The 24466-nt window shown below is 66.0% G+C and carries 21 protein-coding genes, 1 tRNA gene and 1 pseudogene; 10 read left to right on the forward strand and 13 right to left on the reverse strand.

The genetic code is table 11. The features are described 5' to 3' along the window. Positions 1-31 precede the first annotated feature (31 nt). Both C0J29_RS20070 and C0J29_RS20075 read right to left on the reverse strand, forming a co-directional pair. A complete protein-coding gene (locus tag C0J29_RS20070; protein ID WP_120793353.1) occupies positions 32-1036 on the reverse strand; it encodes an LLM class flavin-dependent oxidoreductase in 1005 nt (334 codons plus the stop codon). Positions 1037-1132: 96 nt separating this feature from the next. Next, a complete protein-coding gene (locus C0J29_RS20075; protein ID WP_120793354.1) occupies positions 1133-2428 on the reverse strand; it encodes a cytochrome P450 in 1296 nt (431 codons plus the stop codon). A gap of 139 nt (positions 2429-2567) precedes the next feature. On the opposite strand from C0J29_RS20075, the gene C0J29_RS20080 reads away from it, so the two are divergent. Then, the gene (locus C0J29_RS20080; protein WP_120793355.1) at positions 2568-3884 is read left to right on the forward strand and encodes an ABC1 kinase family protein; all 1317 of its coding nucleotides are present in this window, start codon (positions 2568-2570) and stop codon (positions 3882-3884) included. A gap of 116 nt (positions 3885-4000) precedes the next feature. On the opposite strand, the gene C0J29_RS20085 is transcribed toward C0J29_RS20080, so the two are convergent. Both C0J29_RS20085 and C0J29_RS20090 read right to left on the reverse strand, forming a co-directional pair. Next, the gene (locus tag C0J29_RS20085) at positions 4001-5431 is read right to left on the reverse strand and encodes an adenylate/guanylate cyclase domain-containing protein (RefSeq protein ID WP_120793356.1); all 1431 of its coding nucleotides are present in this window, start codon (positions 5429-5431) and stop codon (positions 4001-4003) included. 135 nt (positions 5432-5566) lie between these two features. Then, positions 5567-5890: a CoA transferase gene (locus C0J29_RS20090; protein WP_242460493.1), complete on the reverse strand. Its 324-nt coding sequence runs from the start codon at positions 5888-5890 to the stop codon at positions 5567-5569. Positions 5891-5929: 39 nt separating this feature from the next. Between C0J29_RS20090 and C0J29_RS20095 the strand changes: the two genes are divergently transcribed. From C0J29_RS20095 to C0J29_RS33915, 7 genes and pseudogenes are all read left to right on the forward strand, one after another. Continuing rightward, positions 5930-6232 (forward strand): limonene-1,2-epoxide hydrolase family protein, encoded by a 303-nt coding sequence (locus C0J29_RS20095; protein WP_120794855.1) that lies wholly within the window; start codon positions 5930-5932, stop codon positions 6230-6232. Between the two features lie 9 nt (positions 6233-6241). Then, complete coding sequence (locus tag C0J29_RS20100; protein ID WP_120793357.1) at positions 6242-6637, forward strand: nitroreductase family deazaflavin-dependent oxidoreductase; 396 nt, start codon at positions 6242-6244, stop codon at positions 6635-6637. A 126-nt stretch (positions 6638-6763) separates the two neighbouring features. Then, on the forward strand, positions 6764-7156 hold the full coding sequence (locus C0J29_RS32915; RefSeq protein ID WP_133450058.1) for a hypothetical protein: 393 nt from the start codon (positions 6764-6766) through the stop codon (positions 7154-7156). A 135-nt stretch (positions 7157-7291) separates the two neighbouring features. Next, positions 7292-7933: a type IV toxin-antitoxin system AbiEi family antitoxin domain-containing protein gene (locus C0J29_RS20105; RefSeq protein ID WP_120793358.1), complete on the forward strand. Its 642-nt coding sequence runs from the start codon at positions 7292-7294 to the stop codon at positions 7931-7933. Beyond that, on the forward strand, positions 7930-8685 hold the full coding sequence (locus C0J29_RS20110; protein ID WP_120793359.1) for a nucleotidyl transferase AbiEii/AbiGii toxin family protein: 756 nt from the start codon (positions 7930-7932) through the stop codon (positions 8683-8685). Before C0J29_RS20105 ends, C0J29_RS20110 begins: the two co-directional genes overlap by 4 nt. 494 nt (positions 8686-9179) lie before the next feature. After that, the gene (locus C0J29_RS34485; protein WP_120793360.1) at positions 9180-11141 is read left to right on the forward strand and encodes a PE family protein; all 1962 of its coding nucleotides are present in this window, start codon (positions 9180-9182) and stop codon (positions 11139-11141) included. Positions 11142-11211: 70 nt separating this feature from the next. After that, positions 11212-11389, forward strand: a pseudogene (locus C0J29_RS33915) (transposase); the annotation flags it as partial. Here C0J29_RS33915 and C0J29_RS20120 read toward each other — a convergent pair. The 4 genes from C0J29_RS20120 to C0J29_RS20135 form a co-directional block, all read right to left on the reverse strand. After that, on the reverse strand, positions 11389-11913 hold the full coding sequence (locus C0J29_RS20120) for a PE family protein (RefSeq protein WP_120793361.1): 525 nt from the start codon (positions 11911-11913) through the stop codon (positions 11389-11391). The pseudogene C0J29_RS33915 and the gene C0J29_RS20120 overlap by 1 nt on opposite strands. A gap of 287 nt (positions 11914-12200) precedes the next feature. After that, a complete protein-coding gene (locus C0J29_RS34490) occupies positions 12201-13208 on the reverse strand; it encodes a PE family protein (RefSeq protein ID WP_120793362.1) in 1008 nt (335 codons plus the stop codon). A 558-nt stretch (positions 13209-13766) separates the two neighbouring features. Further along, a complete protein-coding gene (locus C0J29_RS20130) occupies positions 13767-14954 on the reverse strand; it encodes an IS481 family transposase (protein ID WP_120791153.1) in 1188 nt (395 codons plus the stop codon). Positions 14955-15067: 113 nt separating this feature from the next. After that, positions 15068-15141 (reverse strand) — tRNA-Ile (locus C0J29_RS20135). A gap of 389 nt (positions 15142-15530) precedes the next feature. Here C0J29_RS20135 and C0J29_RS20140 point away from each other — a divergent pair. Beyond that, entirely contained in the window at positions 15531-16772 is a 1242-nt protein-coding gene (locus C0J29_RS20140) for a fatty acid desaturase family protein (RefSeq protein WP_120793363.1), read from the forward strand. 1 nt (position 16773) lies between these two features. Here the strand turns inward: C0J29_RS20140 and C0J29_RS20145 are convergent, their stop codons facing one another. Together C0J29_RS20145 and C0J29_RS20150 are read right to left on the reverse strand one after the other, a co-directional pair. After that, positions 16774-17286 (reverse strand): nitroreductase family deazaflavin-dependent oxidoreductase, encoded by a 513-nt coding sequence (locus C0J29_RS20145; protein ID WP_172834700.1) that lies wholly within the window; start codon positions 17284-17286, stop codon positions 16774-16776. Between the two features lie 28 nt (positions 17287-17314). Then, positions 17315-18079 (reverse strand): Rv1352/Rv1906c domain-containing protein, encoded by a 765-nt coding sequence (locus tag C0J29_RS20150; protein WP_174814850.1) that lies wholly within the window; start codon positions 18077-18079, stop codon positions 17315-17317. 88 nt (positions 18080-18167) lie between these two features. Here C0J29_RS20150 and C0J29_RS20155 point away from each other — a divergent pair, with 88 nt between their 5' ends. Next, entirely contained in the window at positions 18168-20741 is a 2574-nt protein-coding gene (locus tag C0J29_RS20155; RefSeq protein WP_120793364.1) for a cation-translocating P-type ATPase, read from the forward strand. Here the strand turns inward: C0J29_RS20155 and C0J29_RS20160 are convergent. From C0J29_RS20160 to C0J29_RS20170, 3 genes are read right to left on the reverse strand one after another with little or no spacing between them, the layout of a single operon-like run. Beyond that, a complete protein-coding gene (locus C0J29_RS20160; RefSeq protein WP_120793365.1) occupies positions 20723-21562 on the reverse strand; it encodes a carboxymuconolactone decarboxylase family protein in 840 nt (279 codons plus the stop codon). The genes C0J29_RS20155 and C0J29_RS20160 overlap by 19 nt on opposite strands. Before the next feature lie 10 nt (positions 21563-21572). Next, positions 21573-22946 (reverse strand): TldD/PmbA family protein, encoded by a 1374-nt coding sequence (locus C0J29_RS20165; protein WP_065043112.1) that lies wholly within the window; start codon positions 22944-22946, stop codon positions 21573-21575. Continuing rightward, the gene (locus C0J29_RS20170) at positions 22943-24460 is read right to left on the reverse strand and encodes a TldD/PmbA family protein (RefSeq protein WP_120793366.1); all 1518 of its coding nucleotides are present in this window, start codon (positions 24458-24460) and stop codon (positions 22943-22945) included. The genes C0J29_RS20165 and C0J29_RS20170 overlap by 4 nt, the downstream gene beginning before the upstream one ends. Positions 24461-24466 lie beyond the last annotated feature (6 nt).

The raw sequence follows: 24466 nt of genomic DNA on the forward strand, positions 1-24466 counted from the left end.
ACGTTGTGGCAGTGCGTGATTGGTACTGCCGCTAGTTGCCGACGCCGGGCAGGCCGGCAGCGGACGCAAACGCACGTAGTTCACGCTCGATATCCGGACCCGCCGGCTGATACGCCAATTCGGTGACGCCCGAAGCGCCTAAAGTGGCGATCTTGCCAGGCATCTCGTCACGAGTCGCCGTCAAAGCCATCGAGCTCGCCATCGGGATCAGGTCTGCGACGTGAGGTGCGTCCCGCGGGTTCGCCTCGACGAGATGGCCGGCGTGGATCGCAAGATGCCGTTCGTGTTGGGGCACAGCCTCAATCGCTTCGCGCCAGTGACGTCCGCCGGGCAACGCGTCGACCGCCGCCGCGCCGCCCCGTTCGTACATCGCGTGGTAGAGCACCGCAGCTGCCGGGCCGGCGGCCGCGACCACCCGCGGCGACGTCAACTCCTCACCGTCGTCCAAGACGGTGCCGAATGCCAGCAACGCGCGCCAGCCGGCCGCCTTCACAGCGTCCGGCTGAGGGACGGCCGCGGAGAAGACGCCGTCGCCCAGCTCGGCCGCGACCGCCAACCCTTTGGGACCGTCCGCGCCGATCAGGATAGGCACAGCGAGCGGGCGCTGCGCGCCGAAGCCGGGAAGCTGCAGCATCCGGATCGTGGCGCCGTCCCACTCAGCCGGCTCGCCTGCCAGTAGCGCCTTGAGACAGCGGACGTACTCGGCGACGCGCCGCCACGGCATCGGTCGCTGCCCCAGCGTGAAGCGCCCCGTGAACCCCGAGCCGATCGCGACGGCCACACGATTGGGTGCCTGATCGGCGAGCTCGGCGATCGCGGCGGCATTGACCATCGGATGTCGCAGGCTGGGGACAAGCACCCCAGGACCGAGGCCGATGCGAGTCGTGCGCTCGGCGCACCGGCTCAGCACCATCCACACGTCGGGGTAGAGCGCCGGCGAGTCGTAGAGCCATGCACGTTTGTAGCCCAGCTCTTCCGCCAGCTCAACGTGTTTGGGAGTGGTTGACGACGTCGCGAACGCGCAGGAGATCTCCACGTGAGCTGACGGTACTCGCCTCGCCCCTGCGGATCCCGATGTCACCAACAGCCGGCGCGATACATGATTTGAGTGGGGCGGCCGCAAGCTTTGCGCCTACGCCGCCACGTTCAGGCTCGTGAGCCCGCGTAGCACCGGATTCGTCCGGTACACCGGCCGGTCATCCACCAGCGAGAGCCTCGGGAACCGCTTCGTCAGCGCATCAAACGCGAGCCGCGCCTCGAGCCGCGCGAGCGGCGCCCCGAGACAGAAGTGCGTGCCGAACCCGAACGCGAGGTGCGGGTTCGGGGCACGCGCGAGGTCGAGTTGGTCTGGGTCCTCGAACGTCTCGGGGTCGTGGTTCGCCGAGCCGATGTTCACCAGCACGAGCGAGCCCTCCGAGATCACCTGGTCGTCGATCGCGACGTCTTCCAGCGCGACGCGCACCGTCGCCTGCACGGGCCCGTCGTAGCGGAGCAGCTCTTCGATCGCGGTCGGGAGCAGCGCGGGCTCCTCGCACAGCCGGTTCCACTGATCGGGCTCGCGCAACAGGGCGAGCGTGCCGTTGCCGATCAAGTTCGTTGTTGTCTCGTGCCCGGCGAGCAGCAGCAGGTTGCCGGTCGCGAGCAGCTCCGCATCGGAGAGCGCGTCGCGCTCCTCCTGAGCCGCGATCATCGCGCTGATCAGGTCCTCGCGCGGTGAGCGGCGTCGGGCGGCGATGACATCGGCGAGGTAGTCGAAGACCTGGCGCGCCGCCTCCGCGCTGGTCGCGCGTGCCTCGGCATTGGGCGATCCGAAGCCGTTGATCATCGCGCTCGACCACTGACGGAACTGACGGTGGTCCTCCGCCGGGACGCCGAGCAGCTCAGCGATCACGATCGCCGGGAGCGGCTCGGCGACGTCGTGAATCAGGTCGAAGGTGCCCTTGGCCTGCGCCTCGTCGGCGAGCTCGCCGACGATCGCCTCGATGTGGCCGCGCAGCGCGGCGACGCGCTTGGGCGTGAAGGCCTTATTGACGAGTTTGCGGACGCGCGTGTGGTCGGGCGGGTCCATGACCAGCATCGAGCGCATGCCGGTCGCGCTCTGGCGCAGAAACTCCGGCATGCGGTCGAGGTTGTCGCGCATGAGCGGCGCGCGCAGCCGCTCGACCGAGAAACGCGGGTCGCGCAACACCGAGTGGACGTCGCGGTAGCGCGTGAGCATCCACGCGCCGGGGCCGGCGTAGTTCGGGACCGGCACCTCGAGCACGGGCCGCACAGTGCGGATCACGGAGTAAATCGGGTAGGGGTTCTCGAGCGAGCCGGCACTGCGCAGCGGCAGGAAAAGGTCGAAGTCAGCGGAGCCCTCAGGAGAAGGAAGGGGTGACGACCCGTCGCGAGAGTGCGCCGAGCGCTGCCAGACACGAGACGTCATGGCGAGGTCCTCTGGACGAGCACAGTGTTGAGAATGACCGACTGACCAGCCACAATAACACCGTGCCCACGACCGCCTCAAGCGCGCGCGAAGCGCCTCCCCTATCGGTACATCGATAGCAAAGGCGCGCTGCGGCTTCGTGATCCAGCACTTCCGAATCGTCCGAGTCCTGCGCGTGGCGCTTGCGGTCGTGCGCGTCCTGCCCCGCTACCTGCTGCTGCTGGCGCGCGATCGAAGCGCGCTGTGGCCGACCAACGACGCCGACTGGCAGCGCGCGCACGGCGCAGCCGCACGCGAGATCAAGCGCGTCGCGCTCTCGCTGGCCGGCGCCTTCACGAAGGCCGCCCAAATCCAGGGCGCACGGGCCGACTTCTTCCCGGCGCCCTTCATCGAGGAACTGAGCCAATTCCACGACGCAGTGCCGCCGCGGCCCTTCGAGACGCTGCGACCGCTCGTTGAGCGCGACCTCGGCCGCCCCCTCGACGAGGTCTTCGCGACGATCGACCGCCGGGCCCTCGCCGCCGCTTCGTTGGCGCAGGTGCACCGCGCAACGCTGCGCGACGGCAGCCAGGTCGTCCTGAAGATCCGCTATCCCGAGATCCCGAGGATCATTCCGCTCGACCTCGGCATGCTGCGCCGCGTCGTCAGGATCGTCATGCTCGTGCAGCGGCGCATCGACCTGCGAGCGCTCGTCACCGAGACGACGCGCTTCATCGAATTTGAGCTCGACTTCCGGCGCGAGGTGCGCTCGACCGAGCGGCTCGCGAAGAACCTCACTGACGTCCCCGTCGTGGTCGTCCCCCGCGTATATCCGGAGCTGTGCGGCGACAACGTGATCGTGCTCGAGTACCTGCAAGGCATTCAGGTCGCGCGCACGAAAGAGCTTGTCGCGGCAGGCCATAAACTCTCTGAGATCGCGCGAAACATCGGCGCGCTCTACGGCACCATGATCTTCGAACAGGGCTTCTTCCACGGCGATCCGCACCCCGGGAACCTCCTGATCCTGCCCGACGGCCGGATCGGCCTCCTCGATTTCGGCTTGGCCAAGGAGCTGCCACCAGGGTTCGCGCGGCTCGTCGCGACAATGATGGTCTCTTCGATGATCGGCGACTCGCGATCCGCGTTCGCTGCTGCCGAGCAACTCGGCTTCGACGTCGCCTCAATGAAACCCGAGAACCTGCGCACGCTGATGCTGATGACGATCGGCGACAGCGACACCGAAGCTGGCTTCTTCGAGATCCTGGGCGAGACGAGCCTGCGCAAGATTCCGGAGGACTTCGCGCTCGTTGGGCGCACGCTGATCCTGCTGAACGGGCTCTCGCACCGGCTCGCGCCCGGGCGCCGGTTGATCCAGGCTGAGCTGCTGAAGCACCTCGCCGCGGGCGTGGCCCGGACAGACGGCGACGAGCCGGTTCCACCGCCCGGCGCGGATAACGCGGCCCGCAAGCCCGCCTAGTCCTGAGGTTTGGCGGGGATAGCCGGGGCCACGACGTTCAGGGTTGCTGGTCGGGCAATGAAATACCTAGTGGCGCACTATAGTTCGAGACCCGCACCGCGCTGGATGGTGCCGACCTACTGGTAGCGCCAGACACCAACCTGACCGTCGACCCCTTTGAGAGCCGCCATCTCGCGCGCGCCTACCGGGTTCAGTTCGGTTATCACCTCGGCCGCACCCGGCGCCTCGCGCACATGGTCGGTGCAGACGATCTGGCGCGAGTCCGCGATCGCCTGGACGCGGGCCGCAATGTTCACTGTCTGGCCGAAATAGTCGAGGCGCTCGTTCAGGTCCACCGCGATGCACGGGCCGGCGTGCAGGCCGATCTTGAGCTCGAGATCGCCAACCCTGCCAACTTCACGGTTCATCACCATGGCCGCTTCCAGGGCCGGCGCCGGCGTCGGGAAACTCGCCATCACCGCGTCGCCGATGGTCTTCACCACCGCGCCGCCGCGTGCGGCGACCACCTCGCGCAAAATGCCGAAGTGTTCGCCGACGAGGGCGTAGGCACGCATGTCGCCCATGCGTGAGTACAACTCGGTCGAGCCCTTGAGATCAGTGAAGAGAATGGTCAGGTTCTTCAGGGCCAGGCCACCCTGCGCCGGAATGCTCTCGGCGCGGAACAGATCGCGGAACGCTTGAGTAGTTACCAACTCCTGGACGGAAAAGAACCGATGGAACTTTCCGCCCGACTGCCCAGCCAATAGGGCGAGCTTCGCGGCGAGCGCCTCCGGCGAGGACGGACGCGGGTCGGCGAAGGCTCCGAAGACCACCGGCCGGCCGAGCCGGTTGTGCAGGGTCATGTGCACTTGGCCGGCCGCAAGCTGGTCACCATCCTGAACGAGCTCGCCACCGGCAAGGACCTCATAGTCCAATGCGGAACCGCCCGCTTTTTCTTCGACCGTGAACCGCCGCAACGAGTGGTACTGCGGCAGAGCCAGCACGTAATGCCCTGGCGCGAGCGACATCTCGGTCTCCAGCTTCGCGCCAGCCGGAGCGGTACCGAACCACACAGGGTTTTCCACGGCGCGGTCGATGTGTGATCTGTCAGCGACGCTCGGCGAGAAAAACAGTGTGAGACTGTCGCGCAGGAAGTCGAGCTCATTCGCGTTGTGGAAGCGGATCGCTCGCGCCGATGGCGCGACATTGAAGGTGACCTCGACGTTGTCGTCGATCACCGGGGGTACGGAGATCTCGCAGATTGCGCAGAAGCGGTCCTCGTTGAGCGCGCGCAGCGCGTGATCGGTGGTGATGAAACAACCGCAGGCCGGGCAGAGGACGCCCCAACCGAACTCGACCACCCCCGCATGCGCCGCGTGAAGGAACAGGTCCACCGCCAAGCGCTCAGGCGTACCCGTCTCACTCGCGTAGCGATAGGGGTTCATGCGGAAGAGCTTCTCGTCTGGCGACTCGGCTATGTAGCGGGCAAACCTGCCTACGGCTGTGGCGTCGAAGTGGCCAACGTTCTTGACGGCTGCAAGGCGGCTCTGGAGGACAGCGGTGGTCATGGCACCTCCCGGATTGGCGCCGGTCGGGACGACCGAATTCGCGCGCTAGACCGACAACAACGGACCGGTACTTCTTATTCCGTTATTCCGTGATCGCCCGCATATTTGAACCGTGAGCGGGGCATCCGTCGGTATTCAGATTGCGCCCGACGAACCAAGGCACCACATTTCCGCCGCGTCGTAACCGGCCAGCGTGGTGAGTAACTCTTCCGTATGCTGCCCGACGTCAGGTGCTGCCGGCGGCGCGAATTCGTCGTCGGGTTTGGTCTTGATGCACGTTCCCATCAATCGTTGCGACGTCCCGTCGGATTGCGCCTCGTCGTAGACGAGTCGGCGAACCTTCGCGTGGTCGTCGTCGAACAGATCGGCGCCCAAAAATGCTGGGGCGCCGGCGATATCGGTCGCAATGAAGAAGTCGGTCCATTCCTTGCGGGTGCGCTCCTTGAATATCGCCGTCAACTCCCCGCGCAGCCGCGGGCCGTCTATCAGAACGTGAGAATGCCCGCCTTCACCGGACCGGATGCCATTGTGGAGAACATGGCCGGCCAGTTTTCGATGTTCCCGGAGTCCTACGCCTTCGAAATCGTCAACCTCGCCAGCGATGGTCCCGTGGTGCTCACCGAACGCCTGGACTACATTCAGGCTCCTGACGGAAGTAAGCCGGCCATCCCGGTGATGGGGACCTTCGTCGTCGACGACGACGGGAGGATCACTCGCTGGACCGACTATTTCGACCTGAATCTGATCATGAAGCTCCTGCAAGACGAGGACATCAGCGGCCTGGTGCCCGCGACGACATGAGGGGGTTCCATGCGAATGCCAAGGGCCATCGCAGACTTCAACAGTCGAGTCACCAATCCAACGGCTCTTTCGATCACGCCGTGGCTTCCATGCCTGGGGACTCTCGAACACGTCGGACGCAAATCAGGCAGGCATTATCGAACGCCGCTGTTGGTCTTTCCTATCCGCGACGGCTTTGTCGTTCTCATCGGGTATGGACCGAAGTCGGACTGGTTGAAGAACGTACTCGCCGGTGGACGGGCGGTGCTGCACAAGCGCGGCAAGAGTATTGCGCTAGGCAATCCCCGTGTCCTGAGTAAAGCTGAGGGCGCAACGCTCGTGAACGGGCTACCTGGTGTGTTTTACCGTCTGTTTCCGTACGACGAAGGGGCGCTGGTGTTGACCAAAGTTGATGCCACGCAGTGACTTTGAGCACGAGCGTCTATCGCGGACGTGATCCGCGGGATGAAAGCTTGGTTTTACGCCGGAATCCGGCTCCTCATGCAGTGCAAATGCTGGTGATTCCGTCCCAACCTGCCGCAAAATAGAGCGATGAGCGCCCGCGAATACCGCGACGACGACACCGGCTATCTCAATTGGCGCGACAAGAATCCACACGGCTATGTACTCAACATCCACCGGAACCACAGTCCGGCCGACGCGCATCTGCATGATGTCAGCTGCAGCTCGCTCCTCGCCCCAATCGTCGCCGGGCTCAAGCTGACCGACCACTACGTAAAAGTCTGCGGAAGAACCGCAGATGAGGTACGAGAGTGGGCTGGTGAGCATGTGAGCGAGCCGCTACCCGATTGCAAGTCCTGCCGCGACATAGGCGCAAACGGTGGAGGTACTAGCCACAATCAGTCCGACGCCAGAATGTGCCCCCGGTGCTCCATGTATCAACTATCGGTGACCGGCAAGTGCCCATCCTGCGACGAGGACTAAATCCTCCGCCACACCACCCCTGCACCCGCCATAGGAGCAAGGACCCGCTGAATCGTGCGCGAGAGAGGCGGCGTTGAGTCCAAGTATGCATTTCATAGGTTTTTAGCCTATGATTTGCATAACGAAGGAGCAAGCATGGCGCGAAAGCGCAGCACAGCGGTCCCCGCCGGCTTGACCGCGCATCCACTCGGCACGTTCCGTCCGGCACAGGCGAAACACACCTACGCGTACCCCGCTGCGGAGGTGGCGCGTCTGCGCGAACGCGGACTCCTGCACCGTCTCACCGACGGCTATTACGTCGTCGTGCCGCGGGACATGGTGGGTCGCAGCTGGATGCCGGGCCTGGAAACCGCAGCGGCAGGTATCGCTTCGGCGATCTACGGCCCGGACGACATTGTCGTCATGGGCGTCAGCGCCGCGCGGCTACACGGAGCGATTCCACGCGCACTGGCCACGGCGACGGTCGCCGTCCCAGCCCAGCATCGCCCTATCGCGTTGTCTGACCGCACTGCGGTGGTTCGCTTCGTCAAGCGGCACACCCAACAATTAGACGCCGAACGCTACGAGACCGAACTCGGATCGACGCTGATTACCACACCCGAGCAGACCATCCTGGATCTTGCCCACCGCCCTGAACTTGGCGACGCCGAAATCGATGTTCCGACCGCCGTCGCGGCACTGTATGAGCACAGCGATGAGGACCGCCTGAAGGCCCTGGCGATCGAACAGCGACGTGGGGCATCACTGGAGCGGGCAAAGGGCTGGACCCATCAATGAACAGCGACGAAAAGGCCTCCGTAGCAGAACAATTCGGCGTCGCCGCTGAACAGGTCGAACGTGATCACCTCATCTCTCACCTCTTGGCGTTCCTGGCCCGGGACTTCGGCGACAGAATCCACTTCATCGGCGGCACAGCGTTGGCCCGCACCCACCTGCCGGACGGGCGGCTGAGCGAAGACATCGACCTCATCGCAATTGGCGACCGCAAGTCCGTCGCTGCCGATCTGGATGCTGCCCTGCCCCGCGCGCTCGCACGCACCCATGGGCGACTCACCCTCGACCCAGCACTTAGCCGTGTTCCCGACACCCGACCGGCGACGCTCCGCAGATCCGACGGACTGACGGTGCGCGTACAGCTGCTTTCGTCGCGGGACCGAGTCGTATGGCCGACCGAGCGACGGTCCTTGGTCCAGCGTTACGCCGATGCCCCCGCCGCCGAGTTGTTTGTGCCCACGCTTCCCGCCTTCGCCGCTTCCAAGACGGCGACGTGGGTCGACCGCCACGCGGCCCGCGATCTCTGGGACCTCTGGGCCCTCACTTGCCTGGGGGCCGTTGACACCTCGGCAAAGGATCTCTACCGGCGCCTCGGTCCGACGAACCAGCCGCCGGCCCGGCACGACTTCACGAAGACACCCACGGAGCGCGAATGGCAGAACCAGCTCGCCGGCCAAACCCGCCTCAAGCTCACGGCGAGGGACGCTTTACGCGCCGTACGGGACGCCTGGGCTCAGGTCAGCGGGTCCACCTGAACTCTGAGCTTTGAAAAAGCGCGTCTGACGTGGGGCGAGCGTGGCTCGAAGCCGCTTCTAACGGATTCCGAGTCACTTCGGAGCCGCCAACGATTAGTGGAACGGGTTAGTGGATCGCAGGAGACCGCCTGCAAGACAAGACTTTCGGTTGTTTCTCCAGTCGACGAGTTCGGGCGATCGACGCGCCGGGCGTTACCGAGCCTAAGATTCGCGACGCTGTCAATTCGCCTTGCGCGTAGATCGGCGCGGTTCAGTGTGCGGCGATTGAAGTAGTGACCTACTTAAGACACCTCCGTCGTTTGGGGCAACGCTTGGGTCGTGCGGTAGCCGCCGAGCCACACGGAGGAAGACACCATGACCGCAACCCGCGCACATCCTCGAATGCAAGCCCATGGCCGGCGACGTTCGGGCACAGATGCAACCGAGCCGGACCCTCTTACGAGCCACGGCGTTTCTCGGAGTCGGGACTGGGCTGACGAGCCGAAGGAGTCGACATGTCGTTTGTGATTGTGGCGCCGGAGTTGATGACCACGGCCGCAGCGGATTTGGCCCGCATCGAGTCGGCACTGCGGGCCGCGCATGCGGCTGCAGCAACGTCGACAACGCAGGTGCTGGCTGCTGCAGGGGACGAGGTGTCGCAGGCGGTCGCGGCGCTGTTTTCCGCCCACGGCCAGGAGTACCAGGCGCTCAAGGCGCAGGCGTCCGCGTTCAATGACGGATTTGCGCGGGCTTTGGCCGCAAGTGGCAGCGCTTATGCCAGTGCGGAGGCCACCGCCGCCTCACCGCTGCAGGCTGCGCAGGACGCGGTAATGGGCGCAATCAATTCACCCTTCCTGATGCTGACCGGGCGCCCACTGATCGGTGATGGCGCCAACGGGCTGCCGGGTACCGGACAAGCCGGCGGGGCCGGCGGGTGGCTGATCGGGAGCGGCGGCAATGGCGGGTCGGGCAAGCCAGGCACCGGCAACGGGGCCGGCGGTATTGGCGGGGCCGGCGGCGCGGCCGGCCTGTGGGGCCACGGCGGTAACGGTGGGGCCGGGGGGATCGGCGGCTCGTCGGGAGGGATCGGCGGTAATGGCGGGGCCGGGGGTGCCAATGGGTGGATCGGAGGCGGCAATGGCGGGGCCGGCGGGCCTGGCGGGACCGGCGGAACTGGCGCGCCCGGCGGCAACGGCGGAGTCGGCGGGCCCAACATTCAGCTGTTGTCGCTCAACGGCGCCGGTGGACCCGGCGGGGCCGGTGGTACCGGCGGGGCCGGTCATGCCGGCGTCGACAGCACCGTCGCCGCAGGGAAGGGCGGTACGGGTCTTGCAGGCGGGGCGGGTGGCCAAGGTGGCGCCGGCGGCGCCAACCAGGCGCTGCTGGGCGGATTCGGCGGAACCGGCGGCACCGGCGGAATCGGCGGGGCGGGTGGCGCCGGCGCGTCAGCGGATGCAGCCCACACCGTCGCTGGTAATGGTGGCACCGGCGGGGCTGGCGGGGCCGCGGGTGCGGGAGGTGCTGGTGGCGCTGGCGGAATCCTGTTGGGCCACCCGGGCACCGGCGGCCTAGGCGGCACCGGGGGCACCGGCGGTGCCGGCGGCACGGGCGGCGCCGGCAACGGTCTGAACGTGTTCAGCTTCGGCGGCTTCGGCGGCAATGGTGGTATCGGCGGCGCCGGTGGCTTTGGCGGCAACTCCAGCGGCGCCGGTATCAACGGCACCGGCGGCGGCGGCGGTACCGGCGGCGCGGGGGGCACCGGCGGCTACAACCTGGGCATCTTGGGGACGGACGCCGACGTGCTCGTCGGCGGCGGCGGTGGCGGCGGCGGCGTAGGCGGCCGCGCCGGAGGTGGCGGTATCGGTGGCACCGGCGGCGGTGGGGGCGGCGGTACCGGCGGCACGGGCGGCGTCGGCGGCACCGGCGGCGGCGCCTTCGAATACGACGGCTTTAGCCTCAACTTGGGGGCGGGAGGCGGCCACGGCGGGGGCGGCGGTGCCGGTGCCACTGCTTCCGGGAGCGCAGGCGGACTCGGGGGCGCCGGTGGCGGCGGCGGTGGCGGCGGTGTCACCGACAGCGGTGTCGCGACCGGCGGCGGCGGTGGTGGCGGCGGAGGGGCCGCCTCCGCCGCGGGTGTCGGCGGCACAGGCGGTGTGGGCGGTTGGGCCTCCTGTGTCGCACCCGGCACCGGCCAGGGCGGCAACCCCGGAATTGGCGGAGCCGGCACCGGCGGCGGCGGCGGTGGTGGCGCCTTCGCGATAAATGGGGGGTTCTTTGGCGCCGGGGTTGCCAATGGCGGGGCCGGCACCGACGGTGCCGCCGGCGGGGCAGGCGGGGCCACCGGCAACAACTGGGATACCACCATGGGAGGCCGCGGCGGCAAAGGCGCCATCGTCGCTGTCGGTGGTACCGGTGGCGAGGGCGGTGCCGGCGCCAAGTGGTTTGGTGGGGGCGGCGGCGTCAGCGGTCAGTCCTGAGAGCAAGTGGGGCGACTCCCCCGACTTCGCGGCCACCTGACAAGTCGGCAATCCATCGGGAGTCGGGTCCACGTTTATGCGCTCATTAATCGCCCGCGGCCTATCCGCGGTAGCACTAAATGACCAGACGCGCACGGCCGGACTGCTGTCCGCGATAGGGGCCACGGCTGCCAGGAACATCCCGGCAGCGGTGTCGCACCCACCAGGCCGCGAACCTGATGGCCATCACCGCCAAGGACTGGCCGTATTAAATTTGGGAGAGCGGACCAACAAATATCGACAATGCAGGCCCGAATGCCAAAAGGAATAGAACATAAGGTAAAATAAATGGCAACCACAACGGTGCCGTAATAAGTAAAATAATGTTCGCTATTACCAGTTGAATATTCGTTACTAACTCAAAGATTTGACTGTTCAACGTGGACTGAGCGGCTGCGGCAGCAGCGGCCACCGGGGCCGCGATCGCCGTCAAGGGCTGCAGCAATGCGGTGCTCGCGGCCTCGGCGTTGGCATACGCAACTGCGCTGGCAGTCACATGCTGCACAAACTGCTCGTGAAACGCCGCCGCGTCCCCGGCCAGTTTCTGATAGTCCTCGGCGTAATCGGACATCAAGTGTGCGATGGCCACCGAAACCTCATCGGCGGCCGCGGGCAGCACGGAACGAGTCGGTGCCGCCACCACCCTATGTGCGACGTTGAGCGTGGAACCAATAGTCGCCAAATTCGTTGCCGCGGCCTCCACCAGGTCCGGCGTCATGATCACTGCTGACATCGCTGGCCTCCGTCTGCCCCATCGACTCATCAGTGGAACGAAGTGTTGCGCGACCGTGTGATGTCTACTAGGGGCTTTCGTCCCCTGATTTGCGCGCGGGCATGGTGACGCCACTGGCCTGGATAGGACGGCGCAAAACTGACCGATTCTGGTCCTGGTGTCGCCACGCCCGCTACGCCCGTGCCGGCCCTAACCGTATGCGTTGCTCGGTAGTTGCCACAGCTGGCGGGGCAGCCGGCGACGGCTACATTGCTGGGCCGGGTAGTCGCCGTTCGCCGTCCGTTGGATCAGAAACGCATTCCGGTACTGTTGTAATATGCTATTCGTGCTTCTTGAATAGCTATTTGGGCTTCTTTTTCTGCTTGTTCAGCTAATTTTCTTGTCGCTTGTTCTGCTTGTCTCAAAAATTCTTGCTCAGCTTGTTCAACAGCCCTTCTGGCGTCGCCCAGGGCTTGTTCTATGAGAGGTGCCTGTCTCACAAAGTCGTTGAACATCGCTTCCGTCGTCTTGTAGTATCGCAGAATTTCGCCCTGGGCGTTAGTGTCAAACTGGTACACCTGATTACCGACTCTTTGGAAAAAACTTTGGGCGAGTCCGTCACCCCGCGCAAAGGCGTATAATTCCGATCCCAGAAGACTTCTCACATCGTTCGGATTGAGGTTGAAATTCCAGAACTTTTTGTAATTTGGATCGACGATGGCTTTGAGAAAGAAATCTGGCTCGTAGAGGCCTGGTATTTTGCTTCCGGAAACGACGATCTGTTGTCCGTTGGTAAAGATCTCCACTCCGTCCTGAGAAAGGATCTTCACACCGGTAGCTACAATCTCCTGAGTACGCTTCGCTATCGCCGCTACGCCCTGTTTCCAGATCGCTCGGTCTACTTGTGCGCCAACAGCTCTGCCAGCGAATTCAGCTAGCTTTTGGAAGATCGTAAATATCCCGGCATCTTCCGCGGGTCCGGCCGCCGCTGCGCTCAACGCTCCGGCGGGAGATCCGACCAGCAACGCCAGCGCATTTTCGGCCTCAGCCTCACCATAGGATGCCGCGCCGCCGGTCAAGGCCTGTACGAACTGGTCGAGAAACGCTGCAGCTCTGGCGCTCAGCGAGCGGAATTGCTGCGCATGGCTGCCAAAAAACGCAGCGATCGCCGTGGAAACCTCATCTTGAGCGGCGGCCACCACGCTGGTGGTCGGCGCTGCCGCCGCCGTACTGGCCGCGCTGATCGTCGAACCGAGACTTACCAAGTCCGAAGCCGCGACCTTCACAGCCTCCGGCACTACCGCCACATAAGACACCCCACACCTCCACCAGCCCAGTCACTGACAGGTGTCACCCCCCGAATTGGCGACACGGCGATGGTAGCCACCCCATGCGGCAAGTGCGGGGCGAATCGTCTCGAAATATTGACGTCCCGGCACCGGTCGCCGTCCACAGACCACACCGCAGCACGTCCGCCCATCCGCTGCACCACCATCCGGCGCGGACACCTTGACCAGGCCTGGGGGCGAGCGGCACAACCACTGGGTCACCATCCTTCAACTGGTCAACGCGTTTAACAACGGTTACCGCTAACCGCGGTCTTCTCTGCTGTCTGCAAAATCAACAAATCATCGATAGTTCGCCGACATCACACCAGGTGACGCTGCTCAGCTACGCTCAGCTCCCTCATCGAAGGAGTGTCAAGGATCAACCGAAGTAACTGTCACGCATCAGCCGAAACACTGTCAGGCATCACCCGAAGACGAAACGTGAAGCATCAGCCGAGCTAATGCACCTCTGATGTAGGGCTGTTCAGCGTCGGTTGATGGTTGACGTTTCTATGTCGGTTGATCCTTGACACTCTGGGTTATGGGTTAGGCCTGTTCGCGGGTGCGGAAGGCCCGTTTGTTTCTTACCTCGCCGCGGCTGGTGCGCGCGACAGTCTTGACCAGTTCATCGCCGATGAAGAACCGCAGCAGCTCACCGTCGACATGGACATCGCAGCGGGCCCCGGCGTGATGTGCTCCCAGGCAGACCTGCTGCCAGGCCACGCTGACTACCCCGTTGGTCGTCACGCGCCGGCTGACCCAGTCGTCGCCGCTGCGGTCCTCGCGGCTTTTCCGCGACTCCGATGGGGCAGTCAGCACCGCCCCCGCGGCGAATCTTTCCGCCGGGGTGGCCATCTCCAACGCTTGATGCGGACGGGTGTTGTTGTAATAGTCGACCCATTCATCCAGGGCCTGCTGGGCGGCCTTGAGGTTGGTGAAAGGTCTTTGCGTGCTGAGGAATTCAGCACGCAAGCTGCGGTGGAACCGCTCGATCTTGCCGGTCGTGGTCGGAGACCGGGGCTGGGTCAGCAGGTGCTCGATACCGTTCTCGCGGCAGATCGCGTCGAAGAGAACCTCCACCGGGGGGTGGTGAAATCGGCCGGTGAAAACCTTGCCGTTATCGGTCAACAGCTGATGAGGTACCCCGTAGGCCGCCAGCGCGGCCCGCAGCCCGTCGCACACCGCCCGCGTGCGTTCAGCGGCCATCAACCGCGCCGACACACACATCCGGGAATGATCATCGAGACCGGTCAAGGCTTTGGCGCTGGTGCCATCGACCAACGGGAAACCACCCACCACGTCCATCTGCCACAACTCCATCGGCGCCCCGCGTTCCCACCGTTTCCACTTCCGCGAACGCCGATCCCGCAACGCCGGATCGATCATCCCGGCCCGCACCAACGCCCGGTACGCCGCCGACTCCGAGGGCACCGGACGCACCCCACGCCTCTCAAGCTCAAAGACCAACCGCCGCGGACCCCAATACGGTCGCGACCGCCGCAACTCCAACAACGCGGCCTCCACCGCCGCCGACATCTGATGCGGACACGACACCGGCCGATGCGACCGATCCACCAACCCCTCCAGGCCCTCAGCCTCATACCGGGCCAACCAGGCATGCAGCGTTTGCCGCGACACCCCCGTCTTCTCGGCCGCCTGACTAATCGACAAGCCGTCGGCAATCACTGACATCACGGCCTGATACCGCTGCTCGGCCACGGTTAACTCCCTCATCTAGGGAGTGTCAAGGATCAACCGAAACAACTGTCAAGCATCAGCCGAAACACTGTCAGGCATCAACCGAAGCCGAAACGTGAAGCATCAGCCGAGCTAATACACCTCTGATGTAGGGCGGGCGGGGCTCGAACCCGCGACCAACGGATTATGAGTCCGCGGCTCTAACCAACTGAGCTACCGCCCCCGGGACGCCGAAACGTCGCTGAGCACGACCTAGACCTTAGCTCCCCCACCGACCTCGAGTGACAACACGCTGCCACAGGCGCGTCCTGACGCGACATCGGCGCTCAACCGCATAGCCTTAACCCCAGACCCAAGGGCCCAGCGAGGCGGCAACGACCACATACAAAGCCGCTACTTAAGTTTCACCAACACCTGTCTCATATCGCGACAGTTAGGATCGACAGACGTACCACATTGGCGCGCAGAGACATTGGACGCAGCGCAACGCTTAAGTCCTCGACGCGCGAAGAACCCGCACCACGATTAGCCTTATTTCTCGGCCGAACACGGGGGATTCGGCCGATCAGGCGCGACCGCGGGCACTGAAACGACACCAACCGGGGGAAACACATGGCGATCACGGACGTTGCGGCGTTCGCCCACCTGACCGATGCTGATATCGAAAACCTGGGCACCGAGCTCGACGCCATCCGGCGCGACATCGAGGAGTCCCTGGGCGCGCGCGACGCACGCTACATCCGCCGCACCATCGCCGCTCAGCGTGCCCTGGAACTCACCGCACGGGTCATGCTCGCCGGCAGCGCAAAACGCCCGGCCAAATGGGCCGGAACCGCGACCCTCGCGGCGGCCAAGATCATCGAGAACATGGAGATCGGCCACAACGTCATGCACGGCCAGTGGAACTGGATGAACGATCCCGAGATCCACTCCACCACGTGGGAGTGGGACATGAACGCGGCGTCCAAGCACTGGCGCAACGCCCACAACTTCCAGCACCACAAGTACACGAACATCCTCGACATGGATGACGACGTGGGCTATTTCATCCTGCGAGTCACCCGCGACCAGCCGTGGCAGCCCTACAACATCGGAAACCTGCCGTACAACCTCGTTCTCGCGCTCGCGTTCGAGTGGGCGATCGGCTTACAGACCGTCGACCTGGAGAAGTACTTCGAAGACGGGCCCGACGGCGACACCGCCCGCGAGCGGACCCGCGAATTCATCACCAAGGCCGGCCGGCAGATCGTCAAGGATTACGTCGCCTTCCCCGCGCTCACCGCGCTGTCACCGGCCGCAAACTTCACATCAACCCTGAAAGCCAACGCGGTGGCCAACGTGATCCGCAGCATCTGGGCACACGCCGTCATCGTGTGTGGCCATTTCCCGGACGGCGCAGAGAAATTCACCACCACGGACATGGCCGGCGAAACCCGGGGCGAATGGTATCTACGCCAGATGTTGGGCAGCGCCAACTTCGAAGCCGGGCCCGTGTTGCGATTCTTGAGCGGCAACCTGTGCCATCAGATCGAACACCACCTCTTTCCCGACCTGCCCAGCAACCGGCTCCACGAGGCCTCCGTACGGGTGCGGGCGCTGTGCGAAAAGTACGACTTGCCTTACACCACAGCGTCTTTCGCTGCTCAATATGGCAAGACGTGGCGCACGATCGCGAAGTTGTCGCTGCCGAACAAGTTCCTGCGGGCCACCGCTGACGACGCGCCGGAAACCCGGAGCGAGCGAATGTTCGCTCACCTCAAGCCCATTGACGCTGACCTGATAACCGGCCGCCGCCGCGGGCTGAAGACCGCGATAACCCGGGTGCGCCGCAGGGCCACAGCCAAAACGCGCTGAATCAGCCCTCGAGCGGCCGCAGCCGAAAGACCCGGATCTCCCGCGGCGCGCAGCGGGCGCGATAGTTCTCGTACCCGATGAAGAAGTCGACCGCCTTGGCCCACGCATCAGCGCGCGCCTCCCCGCTCAACAACTCGGCGCGATACTGCCGCGGCGGCCCCTTGTACTCGACGGTGCACTCAGGGTGGGCCAACATATTGGCACTCCAGCCCGGGTGCGAAGGCCGCCCGTAATTGGAGCCGATCGCCAGCAACCCGTCCGAATCCTCAATCAGCGTCAAAGGATTCGTGCGCGGCCTACCGGACTTGGCGCCCGTCGTCGTCACCAGACCGGTCCGGTTCACCCCTGCGGTGCTCAACCGCCCGTTGGTCCGGGGAATGAGCACCTTGTCGATCCGGGGAGCCAGGTGCATCCCGAGTTGCGAGCCGAGACGGCTCATCGCGACCCGCTCCCCCAGGGCTTCATGCAGCCGCAGCCGCCGGCCGCGGATCGGACTCTCACGCAGAAAAGGCATGCACAGACGGTACCCATCGACACGCGACTCAATACACGTAGACCACGGCGCCGTTGCCGCCGTTGCACACCACCATCGAGCCGTTGGCCGCACAGGTCATGGTGTAGTGCTGGCCGGTCACCGGACTGTCGGCTTCGACCTGACGCGGTGTGACGCTGGCCGGTCCGCCGGCACCGTAGGCGACGCGGACCTGCTCGGCGAACGGACATGACGTGTCCGCGGAACCGACCGCGGAGTGCGCGAAGCCGCCGGCCGGCCCGGACGCCGGCGGACAGGCCTGGGCACCCGCCGGAAGAGCAACCGACGTGGTCGTCGTCGTGCTGCTCGTCGTCGTGGTGGCGCCGTCCGTCATCAGCGTCCACGGAGCGCAGCCCTGCGATCGGAACCCGGCGTCCGTCGGCGCGATCGTGACCGTCTGGGGCAGGATTCCCGCCCCGTTGGCGATGATGTCGGCGGTCTGACCACCGAAGCCCCGCAACCGTTCCCAGTAGCAGGAGTCGCCGCCTTGCGACCGGTAGGTGCCCGGCACCAGATCGACGCCGGTCCGGAACGTCCCGTCACCCGGGATGGTGCGCGACACGGGAGCCGACGACGACGTAGTCGTCGGGGACGATGACGACGACTCCGTGGACGGGGGAAACGACACCGTGGTGCCGGGGTAGATCGGTGGTAGCCGGGACGGATTGTCGTGACCGGTCGGTGTTTGCCGCGCCGGCTTATCGCCGGAGCCAGAACAGCCGGCCATCGCGAACACCGCGACCCACATGATGGCGAAAAGCGCTCTACCCGCCATGACCCCTCGATGCTGCCGCTGCTGTGATCTTGTTTGGCGCTTAGGCTACCGCGAACGGGACCGCGGGCATCTGAACCGGAGTGAGAATATGGCCGATGTGACGGCAGCGGGCCTGACCACCGTGGAAGCCACCGCGCGGCGTGCGCGGGACGGCGCCAACACGTTGCCCGCGGCCAAGCGGCCCTCGGTCTTCCGCCGCCTGCTCGGCGAGCTGACGCACTTCTTCGCCGTGCTGCTGTGGGCGGCCGCCGCCCTGGCCTTCTTCGCAAAGCTCCCGCAACTCAGCGTCGCAATCATCGCTGTGATCGTGCTCAACGGCGTCTTTGCCCTGATTCAGCAGGCCCGGGCAGACCGCGCGGCCGACCGACTGCAGGAGATGCTGCCCACCCGCGTAACAGTCTTCCGCGACGGCCGGCGGCGGCTCATCGAGGCCGAGGACGTGGTGGTCGATGACGTGCTGCTGCTGGAAAGCGGCGACCGGGTCCCGGCGGACGCCGTGGTGCTGGCCGAGAATCGGTTGCTGGTCGATTCGTCGATGCTCACCGGCGAGAGCCAGGCCAATTCCGTCGCCGAGGGCGAAGCGCTCTTTGCGGGCACCTTCGTCGTCGAAGGCGATTCCCGCGCCCTGGTCACCGCAATCGGCGAGCACACCCGGCTGGCCGGGATCGCCCGACTCTCGACGTCCACCGCCAAGCCCGACACCCCGCTGACCCGCGGCCTCAACGGCGTCGTCCGGCTCACCGCCGCGATCTCCGTCAGCGTGGGCGTGCTGTTTCTGCTCGTCTCGCTGCTGATCGGCAACCCGGTGCAGCAGGCCTTCGTGTTCGCGATCGGTGTCACCGTGGCACTGGTACCCGAGGCACTGCTGCCGACGGTGACGCTGTCCCTCGCCTGGGGCTCGGAACTGATGGCCAAGCGGCAGATCCTGGTGCGCAACCTCGAGGCGGTCGAGACGCTGGGCTCGACGACCTTCATCTGCACCGACAAGACCGGCACCCTCACCCGGAACCAGATGACCGTCGTCGAAACATGGACGCCCGCCGGCACAGTCAGCGTCGACGGAGCCGGTTACGGGCCCACCGCCACCCTGACGCCATCGGCACCCGAAGCCCAAAATGCCGCGCGCACACTGGCACTGGCTGCCGAACGCTGCTCCACCGGGTACGCCGAAGAAGTAAACGGACAGTGGCGGGCGCACGGAGATCCCATGGAGGCGGCGCTGGACGCCCTCGCCCGCCGCCTGGGTGTCGACACCGCCGAGGACCGCCGCACCGGACCGGCCGAGCTGCGGTTCCCCTTCGACCCCCGACTGCGCCGCATGGCGGTCGTGCTGGCCGACGAGATCGTGGTCAAGGGCGCGCCGGACGCCGTCCTTCCGCTCTGCGGTGACGACCCGACGCCCCACCAGGCGATGGACGCACTCACCGCGCGCGGGCTGCGGGTGCTCGCCGTCGCCGCCGCCCCGAGGAACGGCCGAACCCCGCGCGATCAGACCGACTGCGAGCAGGGGCTGCGCCTGCTCGGCCTGGTGGCACTGCAGGATCCGCCGCGCGACGACGTGTCGGAGTCACTGCGGGCGTGCCGCACGGCCGGGGTGAAGGTGGCGATGGTGACGGGCGACCATCCGGCCACCGCGACGGCCATCGCCGACGAGGTGGGGTTGCGATTCCCCGACTCACCGGTGCTGTCGGGGACTGACCTGCCCGACGACGAGCGTCAGCTCGCGGCTCTGCTGGACCACGACGGTGTCGTCATCGCCCGGGTATCGCCGGAGGGCAAACTTCGGATCGCCCGGGCACTGCGCTCCCGCGGCCACGTGGTGGCGATGACGGGTGACGGCGTCAACGACGCTCCGGCCCTGCACGAGTCCGATATCGGTGTGGCCATGGGACTTTCGGGCACCGACGTCGCCCGCGCGGCCGCCGACCTGGTGCTGCTCGACGACTCCTTCGCCGGCATCGTCGCCGGCATCGAGCAGGGACGCGCGACCTTCGTCAACATCCGACGCTTCCTCACCTACCACCTGACCGACAACGTCGCCGAACTGGCGCCGTTTCTCGTCTGGGCGCTCTCCGGCGGATACTTCCCGCTGGCGCTCGGCGTCCTGCAGATCATCGCGCTCGACCTCGGCACCGACACCCTGTCGGCGGTCGCGCTGGGCGCCGAACCACCCGCCAAGCACCTGCTGGAGGGACCGCCCGTGCATGGCCGGCTGATGAACCGGACGGTGCTGCGCCGGGCCTTCGGTCTGCTGGGTCCGCTGGAAGCGGTTCTCTCGCTCGCCGCCTTCGTCGTGTCCCTACTGGCCTTAGGCTGGCGGCCCGGCAACCCGTTCCCCACCGGGCATGCGCTGGCCGCGGCGTCCGGTGCGGCCTTCATCACCGTCGTCCTGGCCCAGACGGCCAACGTGTTCGCCTGCCGATCGTCCTCCCGGTGGCCGGGAGCGCTGGGCTGGTTCACCAACCGGTTGCTGGTCCCCGCGGCCCTGACCGGGCTGGTGATCTCGCTGCTCGAACTGTGGGTGCCACCGATAGCGCGGCTGCTGGGCCAGTGGAATCCACCGCTGTGGGGATGGATCGTGGCACTCGCATCGATGCCGATCCTGCTCGCGGTCGACGCGCTGGATAAGCGGCTACGCGCGCGTCAGCTGAAAACCGTCTGACCGTCGACGTCGATCAGATACCGCTCGGTCCCGGACTCCACCCGCGGCGCATCGGCACCCAGCGACACCGCGATCTTGTTGCTGGCATTGCGCATGATGTCGAACGTCAGCTCCACGGCCTCATCCGGCGAAAACCGGGAGCGCACCTCGGCGGCATCGTCGACGGCGAGGTGCGCAGGCGTCCAAATTAACGCATCCGCATACCGCAGCGCTGCTTTTGCGCGTTCATCCAGCACGACCGAGTTCTCGAACTGCGCAATTTCGTCGTACAGCGACTCGGTACCACCCGCGTCGAGGGCGTGTCCCTCGCGCAGCGACTTGCACAGCCGGCAGTTGTGGGCGGTCGCCCCGCGCAGTCGCACCAGCTCGGAGGTGACCGGGTCCACGGCACGCTCCCGGGCCACCCTCGGCAGGAATCGACTGAACAACTCGTCCGAGGGATCGCGCGCGTCGTCCCACTCGATCGGCCCGTCCACCCAGCCCAGGTATTCCGCGCCGACGCCCAGCGCCTCGAATCCGGCCCGCACCCGGGGTACGAAGTCGGCGATGAACATCGCGACGACGACGCGAAAAGTGCTGTCTCCCAAGTACTTGAACAAACGCGACCGTTGTTCGACGGTGATCGCCGAGACATCGGCGCTGAACTGCTCGGCGAACTCGGCGACGACGGTCTCGGCCTCGGACTCGGGCGCGTCGACCGCAACGGGGTTGGGCAACGACGGCAGCGAGATGGTCTGAGCACACACCTGGCGCACCAGACCCGTCAGACGCCCGTCGGTGAACGCGACCAACTTGGTCAGCTGGTCAGCAGGAAGCGACATCTTTCGTACGCTACTGCGCCTGGCTCACGGAGGACATATGGAAGTCGGGTATCCGCAGCGACGGCATCGCCACCCGCGTCGCCCAGTCACCCCATTCGCGCGGCAGCGTCTTCTCGCTGACACCGGCCTCGGTCGCCCGCCTGAGCAGGTCCAACGGGCTCTCGTTGAACCGGAAGTTGTTGACCGCGCCGGTCACCTCGCCGTCCTCGATCAGGTACACGCCGTCTCGGGTCAGGCCCGTCAACAGCAGGGTGGTCGGCTCAACCTCCCGGATGTACCACAGGGTGGTCAGCAGCAGTCCCCGCTCGGTGGCGGCGATCATGTCGGCGAGCTCGACCGTGCCGCCGGTCATGATGATGTTGTCGCAGGCGACCCCCACCGGGGCATCGAACCGCGCCGCCGTGGCCCGCGGATATGCCAGCGCGTTGATCACGCCCTCGCGGACCCAGTCGACCTGGTTGATCTCCATGCCGTTGTCGAACACCGACATGGTCTCCGAGGAGTTGCTCACCGCGACGAATGGCGTGCACGCCAGGCCCGGCGCCATCGGGTCGGAGAACAGGGTGAGCGGCAGATCCGTGAGCCGCTCCCCCACCCGGGTCCCGCCGCCGGGCGCCGAGAGCGCGGTGCGGCCTTCCTCGGCGCCGCGGCCGGACATCTTCCAGGCCAGGTAGATCATCATGTCGGCGACGGTCGAGGGAGGCATGATCGTCTCGTAGCGGCCGGCCGGCAGTTCCACCGACCGCGACGCCCACCCGAGCCGGGTCGAAAGATCCGAAAACAGTGAATCAATCGGCACGTCAATGAAATCCGAGGTGCCGATGCCGGCCCAGGCGCTGGCGTCGCCGCGCTTGGCATTGATCTCGATCGCCCCGGTCGGCTGGGTGTAGCGCCGGCGCAGCCCGGTCGACGACGCCAGGAACGTCGTCGAAACGCTGTGGTGCGCATAGCCGTACAACCGGTCACTGCCGCGGAAACCTCGGCACAGCGCACCGGTGATGCCGCTGAACACCCCGGCGCCGGTGCCGGGCACCGGCGCATCCCAGTCGGCGGGCTCACCGGAGTCGCCGATCAGCGGCGCCGCGTCCCCGGCTTCCGGTGCGGAGCGCGCCGCATCCTGGGACGACGCCACCAGCCCGGGCAACACCGTCGGGTCCGCCTCTCCGGTGACCACCGCGCCGACATAGGCGCTATCGCCTTGCCGGACAATGGAAATCACCGTGACGCTACGGGTGACCGCGACGCCGTTGGTGGTCATCGTGCTGTTCGCCCAGCGCAACGATGCCTGGACCTTGTCGGTGACCAGCACCATGGTCTCGTCGGCGCGCCCGATCTTGGCGGCCTCGTCCAGGACAATGTTGATGACGTGCTGAGGTGTGATCATCGGCCGCCCTCGGTCCGGGTGTTGAGCACGTTGATGCCGCGGAACAGCGCCGACGGGCAGCCGTGGCTGACGGGAGCGATCTGACCGGGTTGGGCCTTGCCGCAATTGAGTGCGCCGCCCAGTCGCCATGTCGACTGGCCACCGACGGCCTCCATCGCATTCCAGAAGTCGGTGGTGGTCGCCTGGTAGGCCACGTCGCGCAACTGCCCGTAGAGGCGGCCGTCGCGGATGCGGTAGAAACGCTGCCCGGTGAACTGAAAGTTGTAGCGCTGCATGTCAATCGACCACGACTTGTCGCCGACGATGTAGATGCCATCGTCGATCCGGCTGATCAGATCCTCGGTGCTCAGATCCTCCGGTCCCGGCTGCAGCGACACGTTGGCCATCCGCTGGATCGGCACGTGGTGGGCCGAGTCGGCATAGGAGCACCCGTTGGAGCGCGGTTCCCCCAGTCGCGGCGCGAACACCCGGTCGAGTTGATAGCCGACGAACACCCCGTCGCGCACCAGGTCCCAGCTTTGCGCGGCGACCCCTTCATCGTCGTAACCCACTGTGGCCAAGCCGTATTCGACGGTGCGGTCGGCGGTCACATTCATAACCGGCGAGCCGTACTGCATGCTGCCCAGTTTGTCGGGGGTGGCGAACGACGTCCCCGCGTAGGCGGCCTCATAACCGATCGCGCGATCGTATTCGGTTGCGTGGCCGATGGATTCGTGGATGGTCAGCCACAGATTGGAAGGGTCGATCACCAGGTCCGTGGGGCCCGGCACCACCGACGGCGCGTGCACCTTCTCGTAGAGCAGGTCCGGCAGCTCCGCAAGCTCAGCCGACCAATTCCAGATGTCGTCGCCGGCCACGAGCTCCCAGCCCCGTGCGGCCGGTGGCGCCAGCGTCCGCATCGACTCGAAGTTGCCCGCCTTGGCGTTGACGGTCACCGCGTCGAGTTGAGGCTGCAGCCGCACCCGCTGCTGGGTGATCGAGGATCCGAAGGTGTCGGCGTAGAAGATCTGTTCCTTGGCGGCGTTCAGGGTGGCCGACACGTGGTCGACACCGTCGGCGTCCAGCAGCCGCCGGGAGTAGTCCTCCAGCACGCTGATCTTCTCCGACGCCGGAACCCCGAACGGGTCGATCTCGTAGTCCGAAGCCCACATCGCGTCGGCGTACACCGGCTCGGGTGCGAGCCTGACCTGTTCGGTGTTCAGCGCCGCCAGGAGGGTGGCCACCTGCACGGCGTGCCGCGCAGTTCGAACCGCCGCCTCCGGCGACAACTCGGCATGGGAGGCAAAGCCCCACGTGCCCGCCACGATCACCCGCACCGCCAGCCCGATGTCGCGGGACAGCACGGCCGTCTCGAGCTCGCCGTCGCGCAGCAGGATGATCTCGGTGCTGATGCGGTGAATCCGCAGGTCTGCATAACTGGCTCCGGCCGCCCTCGCCGCGGACAACGCGGCGTCGGCCAACTGGCGGCGCGGCAGGTCAAGGAAGTCGGCGTCGATTCCCCGGTTCGCTGTCACGGGTAC

The sequence above is a fragment of the Mycobacterium paragordonae genome, from assembly GCF_003614435.1.
Classification (GTDB): Bacteria; Actinomycetota; Actinomycetes; order Mycobacteriales; family Mycobacteriaceae; genus Mycobacterium; species Mycobacterium paragordonae.